Origin of the sequence: Streptomyces sp. NPDC059455 (assembly GCF_042750115.1) — a bacterium.
In the GTDB taxonomy this organism is placed as follows: Bacteria; Actinomycetota; Actinomycetes; order Streptomycetales; family Streptomycetaceae; genus Streptomyces; species Streptomyces endocoffeicus.
Window position 1 is genome coordinate 94,617 of the sequence record NZ_JBHYVB010000010.1, and the last position, 13,169, is coordinate 107,785.

Annotated in this window: 9 protein-coding genes and 3 pseudogenes; 8 read left to right on the forward strand and 4 right to left on the reverse strand. The window is 70.9% G+C overall.

The features are described from left to right. Window positions 1-170: 170 nt before the first annotated feature. Both ACFXB5_RS05550 and ACFXB5_RS05555 read right to left on the reverse strand, forming a co-directional pair. Window positions 171-1,673: a sodium:solute symporter gene (locus tag ACFXB5_RS05550; protein WP_385202721.1), complete on the reverse strand. Its 1,503-nt coding sequence runs from the start codon at window positions 1,671-1,673 to the stop codon at window positions 171-173. After that, window positions 1,670-1,936: a DUF3311 domain-containing protein gene (locus ACFXB5_RS05555; RefSeq protein WP_307841121.1), complete on the reverse strand. Its 267-nt coding sequence runs from the start codon at window positions 1,934-1,936 to the stop codon at window positions 1,670-1,672. The genes ACFXB5_RS05550 and ACFXB5_RS05555 overlap by 4 nt, the downstream gene beginning before the upstream one ends. Window positions 1,937-2,454: 518 nt before the next feature. On the opposite strand from ACFXB5_RS05555, the gene ACFXB5_RS05560 reads away from it, so the two are divergent. The 6 genes and pseudogenes from ACFXB5_RS05560 (at window position 2,455) to ACFXB5_RS05585 (ending at window position 8,900) form a co-directional block, all read left to right on the forward strand. After that, window positions 2,455-2,844, forward strand: coding sequence for a gamma-glutamylcyclotransferase (locus ACFXB5_RS05560; protein WP_385202724.1), 390 nt, complete (start codon window positions 2,455-2,457; stop codon window positions 2,842-2,844). Next, complete coding sequence (locus ACFXB5_RS05565) at window positions 2,844-3,674, forward strand: hydroxypyruvate isomerase family protein (RefSeq protein ID WP_385202727.1); 831 nt, start codon at window positions 2,844-2,846, stop codon at window positions 3,672-3,674. The genes ACFXB5_RS05560 and ACFXB5_RS05565 overlap by 1 nt, the downstream gene beginning before the upstream one ends. 90 nt (window positions 3,675-3,764) lie before the next feature. Further along, window positions 3,765-4,688 (forward strand): annotated as a pseudogene (locus ACFXB5_RS05570) (2-hydroxy-3-oxopropionate reductase); the annotation flags it as partial. Window positions 4,689-4,726: 38 nt separating this feature from the next. Beyond that, window positions 4,727-6,505: a glyoxylate carboligase gene (gcl, locus tag ACFXB5_RS05575; protein ID WP_385202730.1), complete on the forward strand. Its 1,779-nt coding sequence runs from the start codon at window positions 4,727-4,729 to the stop codon at window positions 6,503-6,505. A 23-nt stretch (window positions 6,506-6,528) separates the two neighbouring features. After that, the gene (gene alc / locus ACFXB5_RS05580; RefSeq protein WP_385202731.1) at window positions 6,529-7,728 is read left to right on the forward strand and encodes an allantoicase; all 1,200 of its coding nucleotides are present in this window, start codon (window positions 6,529-6,531) and stop codon (window positions 7,726-7,728) included. A gap of 59 nt (window positions 7,729-7,787) precedes the next feature. Further along, entirely contained in the window at window positions 7,788-8,900 is a 1,113-nt protein-coding gene (locus ACFXB5_RS05585) for a glycerate kinase (RefSeq protein WP_385202733.1), read from the forward strand. Between the two features lie 207 nt (window positions 8,901-9,107). Here ACFXB5_RS05585 and ACFXB5_RS05590 read toward each other — a convergent pair. Both ACFXB5_RS05590 and ACFXB5_RS05595 read right to left on the reverse strand, forming a co-directional pair. After that, window positions 9,108-9,809: pseudogene (locus ACFXB5_RS05590) on the reverse strand (oxygenase MpaB family protein); the annotation flags it as partial. Between the two features lie 66 nt (window positions 9,810-9,875). Further along, window positions 9,876-10,829, reverse strand: a pseudogene (locus tag ACFXB5_RS05595) (4-hydroxybenzoate octaprenyltransferase). Between the two features lie 327 nt (window positions 10,830-11,156). Here ACFXB5_RS05595 and ACFXB5_RS05600 point away from each other — a divergent pair. After that, window positions 11,157-11,756 (forward strand): ALF repeat-containing protein, encoded by a 600-nt coding sequence (locus tag ACFXB5_RS05600; protein WP_385202736.1) that lies wholly within the window; start codon window positions 11,157-11,159, stop codon window positions 11,754-11,756. A 385-nt stretch (window positions 11,757-12,141) separates the two neighbouring features. Further along, the gene (locus tag ACFXB5_RS05605) at window positions 12,142-12,654 is read left to right on the forward strand and encodes a hypothetical protein (RefSeq protein WP_385202737.1); all 513 of its coding nucleotides are present in this window, start codon (window positions 12,142-12,144) and stop codon (window positions 12,652-12,654) included. Window positions 12,655-13,169 lie beyond the last annotated feature (515 nt).

Below are 13,169 nucleotides of genomic sequence, written 5' to 3' on the forward strand. Positions count from 1 at the left end.
CACCCTAGCGCCGCGGCTCTGTCCGGGTTCCTACCCGCGGGCGGGGGCGGGGCCCCCCCCCGGGGGCCCCCCCCCCCCCCGCCCCGGCGGGGGGCGGCCCCCCCCCCCGCCCCGGGGATTCCCGTCCGGGCCGGGAGTGCCCGTGTGAGGTCCCGGCCCGGGGGAGCGGGTCAGCCGGTGCCGGCCGTGGCCTCGGGTTCGGGGCGCAGGGCGGCGGTGGTTACGGGGGCGGGGCTCGCGGTGCGGGTGGCGGCGGAGGTGGCCACCATGACCACGGTGTTGAGGACGAGGGCGATGACACCGACGTTGAGGTCCTTCACCGCCTGGGGGAGTCCCGGCAGGAGACTGCCCACCGTGACTCCGGAGAGGGTGACGACGGCGACCGTGGTGACTCCGACGACGATGCCCGCCGCCGCTCCCTCCTTGGTGACGAACTGCCGTGGCGCGAGGCTCGCCAGCAGTGCCGGGAAGAGCTGGGTGACCAGTGCGTAGCCCATGAGCAGCAGCGAGACGATCGAACTGCCGCCGTTGAAGGTGAAGTAGAGGGAGACCAGGGCGAGGGCGGGGACGAGCAGCTGCGCGAGGCGGGCGATGTGCTTCTCGCTGGTGTGGGGCCGGGCGAGGCGGTAGACGTTTTTCGACAGGCAGGTCGCGGAGGTCATGAGCAGCAGGGATCCGGGGACCAGCGCGGTGAGCAGCCCGGCGCCACCGACGATGCCGACGAACCAGGAGGGGAAGGTGGCGGTGGTGATGCGCAGCAGCGACAGATCAGCGTCGGCGCCCTTGAGGCCGGGCACGACCAGGATGGCGGTGAAGCCGGCGAAGAAGACGAAGAGCAGGATGAGCTGGTAGAGCGGCATGAAGATGGCGTTGCGGCGGAAGACGCGTTCGTTCTGGGCGCTGTAGGAGGCGCTGAAGGTGTGCGGCCACATGTAGAAGCCGACCGCCGAGAGCAGCACGGTGGAGGCGAACCACGAGGTGCTCATGCCGCTGGAGGGCAGGGTGAGGAGCTGGGGGTGGGCCTTGTCCACCGCGTGGAACATCTCCCCGACGCCGCCGTAGTAGTGCATCGGCAGGTAGATGCCGAGGATGAGGACGATCGCGAGGATGGCGACGTCTTTGAGCACCGAGGTCCAGGCCGAGCCGTGGATGCCTGAGATCGTCACATAGAGGGTCAGCGCCACCGTGCCGATCACGATGGCCCAGTGGGAGGAGACGCGGCCGTCGGAGGAGACGGACACGATGATCCCCAGCCCTTTGAGCTGCAGGACGAGGTAGGGCACCATCGCGACGACTCCGACGAGGGCCACCAGCGCGCCGAGCAGCGGGCTGTTGAATTTGGCGACGAAGAAGTCGGACTGCGAGATCAGCCGGTGCTGCTTGGCGTAGCGCCACACGGCCGGGAGCAGCCAGTACGACAGGACGTAGGCAAGTGAGGCGTAACAGAGGATGTAGTAGGCGGGCGCGCCCTTGCCGTAGGCCCATCCCGAGGCGCCCAGGAAGGTGAAGGTCGTGTAGATCTCGCCGGCCAGCAGCAGGAAGACGAAGACCGTCCCGAAGCCGCGGCCGCCCACCGACCACTGTTCGAGGTCCATGTCCCTGCCACGGCGGGCGCGCAGTCCCAGGCCCAGGGCCGCGAGCAGGAAGGCGAAGATGACGGTGAGGGCGATCATGAGCTCTGCTCCTCCCGGTTCGCCGGATCCAGGTGGTAGATGACGGCCATGGTCGCCGAGATCAGCACGACCCACATGACCAGCCAGAAGAGGTTGAACGGCATACCGAGGACGTAGGGCGTCACCCGGTTCGCGAAGAAGATCCCCCCGAGGATCCCGAGGAACGGGATCGCGCCGAGCAGATGGATGGGTTTCACGTCGAGAACCTCCTGGGCCGGGCCGTACTCCACTGGTGGGGCGAGGCCGTCTGGGGTGGGTGGCACGTCTCGTGCGGTGCGGTCGGGACGGGGCCGTGGGGACGCCGCGCATGGCGTGGGAGAGGCGGTGCCTCAGCGGATCGCCTGCCGCTGACCAAGGCCGCTGACCAAGGCCGCTGGCCGGGGCCGTCGGCCAAGGCCTCGGCGGCAGCTGAGACGGGGCCGAAGTATTTTTCGCCATGCGGAATTTATTTTTCGATTGGCAGATGTATAGGTCCGCCGTGAGGGCCTGTCAAGGCCTTTCACGTTCCCGCTCCGCCCGTCCGTCCGGGCGTCGCCGCCGTGCCGATGAGTCTGACACCGCGAGGCGTGGGACGTAAGGCGAGGGTGTCGGGGATGAGTGGTCGGCGGGGTTGTTATTCCACAATGCAGAAAATACTATCCACATCGCAGAAGGGGTCCGGTGCTACGCCGACCCCCGCTGACCACCCCACTCCGGTGCCGGCCCCTCACCCGTACTCACACGCCCTCAAGAAACCGGCCCATCACCCGTACTCACACGCCCTCAAGAAAGGGGAGATCCCATGGCACGCATGTTCCTCAACGGCCAGGCGATGGAGGGCGGCCCCTTCCATCACCACCTGCGCGGAGCCCCCCTCGTGGCCCGGACCCGCACCGCCCCCGGCTACCGCTTCTTCTCGATCCGGGACACCTGCCCCGGGCTGCTGCCCGACCCCGCTGTCTCCACCGCGGTGGAAGGCGAGGTCTACGACGTCCCCGACGAGGTGCTGCGCGACCACCTGCTGCCCAGCGAGCCGCCGGAACTGGAGTTCTGGATCATCCGGCTCCGGGACGGTTCCTCGTCCTTCTCGATGGTCCTTCGCCGCGGCGAGCTCGAGAAGGGCGTTCACAAGGAGATCACCGACTTCGGTGGCTGGCGTCCATACCTCAAGAGCCTCGGCCGGGAGCACTGATGAAGAACCGACTTCCCCACACAGTCAATCTGTCGATCCTGTTCACCGAGCTGCCGCTGCTCGAGCGTCCGGCTGCCGCGAAGGCCGCGGGGTTCGACGCGGTCGAGTTCTGGTGGCCCTATGCGACGGCGGTGCCGACGGACGCGGAGGTCGATGCCTTCGTACGGGCGGTGCGTGCCGCCGGTGTCCGCCTGACCGGCCTGAACTTCTTCGCCGGGGACATGCCCGGGGGCGACCGGGGCGTGGTGTCCTGGCCGGGCCGGGCCGCGGAGTTCCGCGACAACATCGACGTCACCGTGGCGATCGGCGAGCAACTGGGATGCCGTTCGTTCAACGCGCTGTACGGCAACCGGGTCGACGGCGCCGCCCCGGCCGAGCAGGACGACCTGGCGGTGGAGAACTTGGCGCTGGCGGCCAAGGCCGCCGAGCGCGTCGGCGGCACGATCCTGCTGGAGCCGGTCAGCGGCGCCCCCGCGTACCCGCTGCTCACCGCGGCGGACGCGATCGCCGTCATCGACCGGGTGGCGGTCGAGTCCGGCAGCCGCAACCTCCGTCTCCTGGCCGACCTCTACCACCTCTCCGTCAACGGCGACGACGTGGCCGGGGTGATCACCACCCACGCCGACCGCATCGGCCATGTCCAGATCGCCGACGCACCCGGGCGGGGCGCGCCCGGTACGGGGCGGCTGGACCTCGACGGGCCGCTGCTGCGCCTCGAGGCCGCGGGCTACGCCGGCTGGGTGGGCCTGGAGTACAAGCCCGAGGGCCCGAGCGCGGACAGCTTCGACTGGCTCCCACGCGAGCGGCGCGGCAGCGACCGCCACGCCTGACCCGGTGCCCGGCCCGCTGTTGCGGACCGCCACGACGACACGGACGACACGGACGACACGGACGACACGGACGACACGGACGACACGGACGACACGGACGACACGAAGGAACCCACGATGAGCGCCACTTCCCGGAAGATCGCCTTCATCGGCCTGGGCATCATGGGCGGCCCGATGGCCGCCAACCTGGTGAAGGCCGGACACACCGTCACTGGCTACAACCGAGGCCGCGCGGCCGTGGACACCCTGGTCGCGGCCGGTGGCCGGGGCGCCGACAGCATCGCCGAGGCGGTGCGCGAAGCCGAGGTCGTGATCACCATGGTCCCGGCCGACCCGCAGGTGAAGGAGGTCGTCCTCGGCGAGGGCGGCGTCCTGGAACACGCCGGGCCGGGCACCTTGCTGATCGACATGAGCAGCATCACCCCGCAGACCTCGCTGGAGGTGGACGCCGCCGCGCGGGACAAGGGCCTGCGTACGCTCGACGCCCCGGTGTCCGGCGGCGAGGCGGGTGCCATCGAGGGGGCGCTGTCCATCATGGTCGGCGGCGACCCGGACGACTTCGCCGACGCCAGGCCGGTGTTCGAGGCACTGGGCACCACCATCGTGCACGTCGGCCCGCACGGGGCCGGGCAGACGGTCAAGGCCGCCAACCAGCTGATGGTGGCCATCCACCTGCAGTCCCTGGCCGAGGCCGTGGTCTTCCTGGAGAACGCCGGCGTGGACCTGAAGGCGGCACTGGAGGTCCTGGGCGGGGGCCTGGCCGGCTCCACCGTCCTGGCCCGCAAGCGGCAGGCGGTGCTCGACCGCGACTTCAAGCCCGGCTTCCGCATCGACCTGCACCACAAGGACATGGGCATCGTCACCGACGCTGCACGCGCCGTGGGGGCGCCCCTGCCGGTCGGCGCTCTCGTCGCCCAGCTGGTCGCCTCGGCCCGCGCCCGCGGCGACGGCGGGCTCGACCACTCCGCCCTGCTGCGCGGCGTCGAGCGACTGGCCGGCCGCGCCACCCACTGAACCCACCCCCCGATGTACCAATCGACAGGAGCATCCCCATGGCTCGAATGACCGCGGCCCAGGCGGCGGTGGAGATCCTCAAGCGTGAGGGAACCACCCATGTCTTCGGCCTGCCCGGTGCGGCGATCAATCCCTTCTACTCCGCGATGCGCACCAATGGCGGCCTGACACATGTCCTCGCCCGGCATGTGGAGGGGGCCTCGCACATGGCCGAGGGCTACACCCGTGCGAACGCCGGGAACATCGGGGTCTGCGTGGGCACCAGCGGCCCCGCGGGCACCGACATGATCACCGGTCTGTACTCGGCCGCGGCGGACTCGATCCCGATCCTGTGCATCACCGGCCAGGCACCCGTGGCCAAGCTGCACAAGGAGGACTTCCAGGCCGTCGACATCGCCTCCATCGCGGGGCCGCTGACCAAGATGGCGATGACCGTGCTGGAGCCCGCGCAGGTGCCCGGCGCCCTCCAACAGGCGTTCCACCTCATGCGTTCCGGCCGGCCCGGTCCGGTGCTGATCGATCTGCCGATCGACGTCCAGATGGCGGAGATCGAGTTCGACCTGGAGACATACGAGCCGCTTCCGGCCCACCGGCCCGCCGCCACCCGGGCGCAGATCGACAAGGCCGTCGAGCTGCTCCAGGCCGCCGAACGACCGCTGATCGTCGCCGGCGGAGGCATCATCAACGCCGACGCGAGCGAGTCGCTGGTGGAGTTCGCCCAGCTGACCGGGGTGCCGGTGGTGCCCACGCTGATGGGCTGGGGCTCCATCCCCGACGACCATCCGCTCATGGCGGGCATGGTCGGTCTGCAGACCTCCCACCGCTACGGCAATGCCACCCTGCTGGAGTCCGACTTCGTCCTCGGCATCGGCAACCGCTGGGCGAACCGCCACACCGGCGGCCTCGACACCTACACCCGGGGGCGTACCTTCGTCCACGTCGACATCGAACCCACCCAGATCGGCCGGGTCTTTCCCCCCGACTACGGCATCGTCTCCCACGCCGGGCCCGCGCTGGAGCTCTTCGTCGAGGCGGCGAGGGAGCTGCAGGCCGCCGGAGCCCTCAGGGACCGCGGCGACTGGGCCGACAGCTGCCGGCAGCGCAAGGCCACCATGCTCCGCAGGACCCACTTCGACCAGGTGCCGGTCAAGCCGCAGCGGGTCTACGAGGAGATGAACAAGGCGTTCGGGCCCGACACGCGCTACGTCTCCACGATCGGCCTCTCCCAGATCCAGGCCGCGCAGATGCTCCACGTCTACCACCCCCGGCACTGGATCAATGCCGGCCAGGCCGGGCCGCTGGGCTGGACCGTGCCCGCCGCCCTGGGCGTCGCGACCGCCGATCCGAACGCCACCGTCGTCGCCCTCTCCGGCGACTACGACTTCCAATTCATGATCGAGGAACTCGCCGTCGGCGCCCAGTTCCAGATCCCCTACCTCCACGTCGTCGTCAACAACGCCTACCTCGGTCTGATCCGCCAGGCGCAGCGCGGCTTCGACATGGACTACTGCGTCCAGCTGTCCTTCGACAACGTCAACGCCCCCGAGGTGGGCGGCTACGGCGTCGACCACGTCAAGGTCGCCGAAGGGCTGGGCTGCAAGGCCGTCCGCGTCTTCGAACCCGACCGCATCGCGCCCGCCCTCGAAGAGGCCAAGAAGCTCATGGCCGAGTACCGGGTACCGGTGGTCGTCGAGGTCATCCTCGAACGCGTCACCAACGTGTCCATGGGAACCGAACTCGACAACGTCGCGGAGTTCGAGGAACTGGCCACCGGCCCCGACCACGCCCCGACGGCGCTCCGCGTGGCCCGCGGCTGACCCTCGGGAACAGGAGAGAGAGCATGAGCGACTTCACCCAGCTTCCCGACCTCGCCGCCCGCGCCCTCGGCGGCGGTGTTATCGCGGCCAACGACGAGTTCTTCGCCGAGAAGGAAAATCTGCTGCGCCCCACGGCACCCGTGTTCCAGCCCCACACCTTCGGGCACAAGGGTCAGATCATGGACGGCTGGGAAACCCGGCGCCGCCGCCCCGAATACGAGGCGGGCGACCACGACTGGGCCGTCGTACGGCTCGGCGCGCCGGGCGTGATCCGCGGTGTCGTCGTCGACACGGCGCACTTCACCGGCAACTACCCGGAGTCCTGTTCCCTCGACGCGTGTGCCGCCGAGGGCTATCCCACGCCGGCCGAACTCGAAGAAGCCGAATGGGTTCCGATCGTTCCGCCGAGCCCGCTGCGCGGAGACACCGAACACCACTTCGAGGTCGAGGCCGACCGGCGTTTCACCCACGTCCGCCTCAACATCCACCCCGACGGCGGGGTGGCCCGGCTGCGTGTCCACGGCAACGTGATCCCGGACCCGCGGTTCCTCACCGGCTCCGCCTGGGACCTGGGCGCGGTGGAGAACGGCGGCCGCGTCGTCGACGCCAGTGACCGCTTCTACTCCCCGCCCAACAACGTGCTGTCCCCGGGGCTGCCCCGGGCGATGGGCGACGGCTGGGAAACCCGCCGACGCCGCGGTGGCGGCAACGACTGGGTGATCGTCGAACTCGCCGCGCACGGACATCTCGCCCAAGCGGCCCTCGACACCTCGTACTTCATCGGAAACTCCCCGGGTTCGGCACGGCTGCGGGGCATCGACGCCACGGTGGCGGACCCCGACGATCCCGCGGCCTGGTTCGACCTGCTGCCGCGCATCCGGCTGCAGCGGGACACCCGGCACCGCTTCCGCATCGACGCCTCCCGCCCCGTCAGCCACGTCAAGCTCGATATCTATCCCGACGGTGGCCTGGCGCGGCTCCGGCTGTTCGGCGAGCCCACCCCCGCCGGCCTCGCCACGCTCGGGCTGCGCTGGTTCGACCTGCTGCCCGCCGCCCAGGCGGTTCGGGTCCTGATCACCGAGTGCGGCGCTCCACCGGAATGGGCGCGGGGCGTCGTCGACAGGCGCCCGCTGACCGATCCGGACGGACTGGCCAAAGCGCTGGACGGGAGCGAGCCGTCCGTGGCCGCCCGCGTACGCGACCTGGTGGCGACAGCCCCCTGACCGCGCCGGCGGACGACGCCGGGCGGATCGCCGCCCGGCCCGGAACGAGAGGGAAACGGGTGCGCGTACTGATCGCGGCGGACAAGTTCAAGGGGTCACTGACCGCGGCTCAGGTAGCCGAACGGCTCACTGCCGGGCTCCGGCGGGCGGCCCCCCACACGTCGGTAGCGTCCGTACCGGTCGCCGACGGCGGTGACGGGACGGTGGACGCCGCGGTCGCGGCCGGGTTCGGCCGACGCGAGATACGCGTGACCGGACCCATGGGCACGCCGGTGACCGCCGCCTACGCCCTGCGGAACGGCGCCGCGGTCGTCGAAATGGCCGAGGCGTCCGGGCTGCGACACCTCCCGGCGGACGTCTTCGCGCCGCTCACCGCCACGTCGTACGGCACCGGCGAAGTGCTGCGCGCCGCGCTGGACGCCGGGGCCCGTTCGATCGCCCTGGGCGTCGGCGGCAGTGCGACGACGGACGGCGGCGCGGGGATGCTGTCGGCGCTCGGCGCGCGGTTCCTGGACGCGTCCGGCGCCCCGGTCAGCCCCGGCGGGGCGGCCCTGGCCCGGCTCGCGAAGGCCGACCTGTCCGGGCTCGACACCCGGCTCGCGGAGGTGGACCTCGTACTGGCGAGCGACGTCGACAACCCGCTGCTCGGGCCGAAGGGCGCGGCCGCGGTCTACGGGCCCCAAAAGGGCGCCTCCCCCAAGGAGGTGGACATCCTCGAGGGCGCCCTGCGCCACTACGCGCGAACGTGCGGAGCGCTCGGCACGGCCGAGGCACCCGGGGCCGGGGCGGCCGGCGGCCTCGGCTTCGGCGCCCTCACCGCACTGCGGGCGCGGTTTCGCCCCGGAGTGGAGGTGATGCTGGACCTGCTCGGTTTCGGCGAGGCCCTGGCCCGAGCGGATTTGGTGATCACTGGTGAGGGCTCCCTGGACGACCAGACCCTCCACGGCAAGGCACCGGCGGGCGTCGCCTCCCGGGCCCGCGCACGCGGCCTGCCCGTGGTCGCCGTCTGCGGCCGGTTGTCTCTGGACCCCGCCTCCTTGAAAGCCGTCGGCATCCATCGGGCCTACGCCCTGACCGAACTGGAGCCCGACGTCCCCCGCTGCCTCGCACAGGCGGGGCCCCTGCTGGAGCGGATGGCGGCACACATAGCGAGGGACTTCCTGCCCGTCTGAAGTCGAAGCGGCCACATCGTGGCTTATCCCGTGCCCAGGTCGGGGCACGGCCGACGTCATCCCTGCCGCGCCCTCGCCAGCCGCCCCCGTGCGGCGGCCTGGATCCGGGAGGGCCCGAGCCCCCCACTGGAGGGTGCGTCCGACGGCCGTCGCCAAGGGCCGGTCCCAGCCGGTGCGGACGGCGGCCGGGCGGCGGATGCCCAGTTCGGTACGGGCCCAGTCGGGGAGGAGTCCGACCGAGGCGTTCGTGAGCAGGCCTACGACCAGCCGCTCCCGTCGGGTGCGTCCGAAGCGGCGGAGGAACAGTACCGAGTCCAACGCGGCCGGAGTGGCGTGGAGTTGGGGGCGGAGGCGGGTCAGATAGCGCTCGGCTTCGAGGGACGTGCGCGGTACGTTCCGTGCGCCCAACGCCTCGGCCACGGGGGCGGCTTGGCGGTAGTAGGCGTCGCACTCGGCGGGGGTCAGCCGGAGCGGCCGGGGTGCGTAGGTCTGGTGGCCGGCGAGGAAGCTGCGTACCTCGGCGGTGTGCACCCAGGCGAGCAGGTCGGGGTCGTCGGCGCGGTACGGCCGGCCGTCCGGGGTGGTGCCGTGCACCCGGGTGTGGATCCGCCGGACGAGGTCGATCACCTCGCGGGCGGCGGCCGAGGAGCCGAAGGTGGTCGTGGTGATGAACCGTACGGTTCCGTTCAGCCGCCCGACCGGATCGGCGCGGAAGTCGGAGTGCTGATCGACCCCCGCCATGGCCAGCGGATGCAGCGACTGGAGCATGAGCGCGGCGAACCCGCCGGTGAGCATCCCGGTGGCGTGCCCGTGCACCCGCCACACCGGGTCCCCCGGCGCGATCCCGAACAGCCCGGGATCACCGGGCGGCCCCGCGTACCGCTCCAGCTTGAGATCCCCGCCGTGCATGGTCGCCGTGAGTTCCGCCGCGATCCGTTCCCGCAGTCCCACCAGCACCTCCAGGGTCCGTGTCGCTCAGCCGAGCGTACCGACCCGCCCGGCGAGCACGGCCACGAGGATGAGCAGTCCGCACAAGGGGTTGGTGCCGAACGCCCGCCCGCAGGCTCCGACGTCCGCAGGGTCGGCCCGCCATACCTGCCACCCCAACTGCCCCGCGACCACGCACAGTCCGGGCCAGTACAGCGGCCCGAGCCCGGCCACGACCCCGAACCAGGCGAGCAGCACCACACACCCCGCGTACACGCCGCCCACCAGCACCCGGCTACGGCGCCCCAGCAGCACGGCGGCCGACCGCACCCCCGCCCGCACATCGGCCTCCCGGCCCTGGCAGGCGTAGATCACGTCCGTCCCCACGGCCCAGCAGATCAGCGCCCCGTACAGCACCCCGCCCCCGCCCCCGAGCCCTCCGGTGAGCAGGCCGTACACCAGCGGCACCGTTCAGTTGATGGTGATCCCCAGCCACACATGCGGCCAGTGGGTGACCCGCTTCATATACGGATACGCTGCCGCGAGGGGCGCCCCGGCCGCCGCCCACACCACGGCCTCCACACTCCAGAACCCCATCACCAGCGGAGCGACGGCCCCCACCACGACACACAGCACCAGCGCCCGCCCGGCCGCCAGCCGCCCGGAGGCGATGGGCCGCCCCGCCGTACGCGGCACCTGTGCGTCGAACCGCGCGTCCAGCACATCGTTGAGCCCGCTGGCGGCCCCTCTCGACAGCACCCCGTACACCAGGAGCAGCAGCCCGAGCAGGCCCCCGTCCCGGGGCCCCGCGATCGCTCCCAGAGCGATCCATCCGGGCACCACCAGCAGCCAGGCCCCACCGGCCGGTCCAGCCGCAGCAACTCCTGATACGGCCGCATCCCGGCGGGGGCCCGCCCCACCAGCCGGGCGGCACGGCCTTGGGCCGGGACTTGAGTCGAGACTTGGGCCGGGGCTTGTGAGGCGACGGTCATACCGATTCATGTCCCTTTCCAGGGGGATTGCATGCGTGCGCCGAGTCCGCGCGCGCCGAGGTGTGTCGTACGAGGACGACGGGCCGGCCCGAGTACTGCCAGGCGCCGAGCACCGCGCAGAACGGGCAGTCGGGCCGCGGGTGTTTGCGGGGGACCGGTGGCCGGTCGATGTGATGGTGGGTGACCTGGACCGGGGCGCCGGCTTCCCGCAATTCGGTGACCGACGGCGTCGGCGACGGCGGGTGCGCTTTTCCGGACTAACCGATTCCTCGTGCGATTGTGGCGCGCATGGGTGATCATCTGCATACCCGAAGCTCGAACACGGAGGCGTATACTCATGAGACCGACGCGTGCGGTTCTGCTCGTCGTGGCCACCGCCCTGACCCCAGCCCTCCTCTTCACCGCCCCGGCGTTTGCCAATGATTCGGCAGTTCCGGTCACCACCACCGTGGCGACCACGTCCGACACACCGGTGGACGAGATGTCGGAGGACGAACTGCGTGCGGCGATCGCCGCCATCCTGGCGGACGAGGGAAGCGGCCGGGGGGTCGCCCGAGAGGCCAATGAGGCCCTCAACGGCACCGTGGATGACATGCGCACCTTCTTGAAGACCGGCTACCGGCTGGCTCAGGCCGAGGACGACCGGGTCGCCATCGCCCGCATCCTCCACGTCGCAACACAGAACAATGACAAGCGAGTCATCGAGGAGGCCAACAAGCTCCTCGACAACAACTCCCCGGAGGAGATGCGCGCCTGGCTGGAGACCGGTTACCGACTGGCCCAAGCCGAGGACGACGCCGTCTACATAGCTCGCATGCTCGCGGCTCCGAACATCAGTGATGCCCTGCGCGCCGCAGCCAACGCCGCCCTCGACGACGGTTCCCCGGAAACCCTGCGCTACTTCCGTGAGGTGGGGCAGTACGAGGTGGCCGGTTAGGCAAAACGGGGAATACGCCCTGCCCGACGTGTCCGGCGGCAACCCCGTCAACGACTCGGCGGCGCCCCTACCTGGCTGGCGACGACGTCGCCCGAGGGCGGCGCGCTGGTCCTGGTGGTGCTCTGTGGCCGCGGGGTCCGGCGAGGACCTGGGGGAGTCGTCGACGGGCCACTGGCGCTGGCAGGCGGGTGAGGGGCAGACGTGTACGCGTTGCCCGGTCACGTGGTGGTAGTCCAAGCCCCGGCTGTGGCGCCCGCAGGCCGGGCAGCGGGCGAGACAGTGATCGCTCAGCCGCTTGGCACGTGGCTATCGCGGCAGGTGTAGCGTGAAGCGGACTCGGCCGGTCCGTCCGGCGAACCTGTGTCCTAACGGGGGACCTTCCACCATGCATCTTCCTCGCGTCGCCGCTTTCGGCGCGCTCGCCGCCGCCCTTCTCGCTCTCTCGGCCTGCTCCAGCGGCGGATCGGGCGATGCGTCGTCCGACGCCGGGAAGGATGGGAAGAAGGGCACGAGCGGCAGCTCGCCGAGTTCGAAGACCACATCGTCGCCGTCCGCCTCGGCGAGCGGGTCGACCGGCGGATCCGGCACCGCTCAGGCGGTGACGTCCAAAGTCGAGGTCAGCATCAAGTCGTGCCAGCTGCGCGACGCGTCCAAGCTGTTCGCGGTCGTCCAGCTCGACAACGCGAACGGCGCGGCGGACTACGCCTACACCGTCAAGGTCCGCTTCCTGAACTCCGCACATCCCGACCAGGCGGTCTACACCACCCTCACCAACCAGCCCGTCCAAGCCGGAGCCATGAAGAGCGCGCTCGCTTCCGCCGCGTGGAAGGGCGACTCCGCCGCCATGCCGAAGACCTGCCAGGTTGCCAAGGCGACCAAGGTGAAGACGGCTGGCTGACCCCGGCCCGCGTGCGGCGCAAGGCGCGCCGAGGGCTCCTTGGGCAGGACGACCTTGCGGTTGCTGGACCCAGTGGCGGCGATCACCGCCTTGTCGGGTCGGTCTCGGTGGCGTCGGTCCCTTCTCCTCGGTACTTGGTGACGAGGGGCCACCGAGTACCGCCCCGGCCTTCGTCGAACGGGCGACGGCGGCCAGGTCAGCGACGCGGCCGCGGGCGTAGCTGACGGCTGGGGGTCAAGGGGTCGCAGGTTCAAATCCTGTCGTCCCGACCAGCGTTTTAGCAGGTCGGAGGCCGTTTTCTCAGAGATGGGAAGGCGGCCTTTTTCGTGTTGCTGAGGCCGGTGGTCGCAGTGTGGTCGCGGTCGCTTGTTGGGGTCGGGATGCGGTGGGTGAAGTAGCGGTGGTGGGTCTGTCCAATCAACGGCCCTGTCTCACATTCGGTGGTAACGGAGCGTGCTGCTATCCGAGGAGGATGCGGTGCCGGAGCAAGGTGAAGCCTGCTCGTCCGTGCATCT

Bases quoted from the DNA above. Each gene is read 5' to 3' on its own strand.
- ACFXB5_RS05550 (WP_385202721.1), bottom strand. From the start codon at position 1,673: ATGATCGCCCTCACCGTCATCTTCGCCTTCCTGCTCGCGGCCCTGGGC.
- ACFXB5_RS05560 (WP_385202724.1), top strand. From the start codon at position 2,455: ATGGCACGCATGTTCCTCAACGGCCAGGCGATGGAGGGCGGCCCCTTC.
- ACFXB5_RS05565 (WP_385202727.1), top strand. From the start codon at position 2,844: ATGAAGAACCGACTTCCCCACACAGTCAATCTGTCGATCCTGTTCACC.
- gcl (WP_385202730.1), top strand. From the start codon at position 4,727: ATGGCTCGAATGACCGCGGCCCAGGCGGCGGTGGAGATCCTCAAGCGT.
- alc (WP_385202731.1), top strand. From the start codon at position 6,529: ATGAGCGACTTCACCCAGCTTCCCGACCTCGCCGCCCGCGCCCTCGGC.
- ACFXB5_RS05600 (WP_385202736.1), top strand. From the start codon at position 11,157: ATGAGACCGACGCGTGCGGTTCTGCTCGTCGTGGCCACCGCCCTGACC.
- ACFXB5_RS05605 (WP_385202737.1), top strand. From the start codon at position 12,142: ATGCATCTTCCTCGCGTCGCCGCTTTCGGCGCGCTCGCCGCCGCCCTT.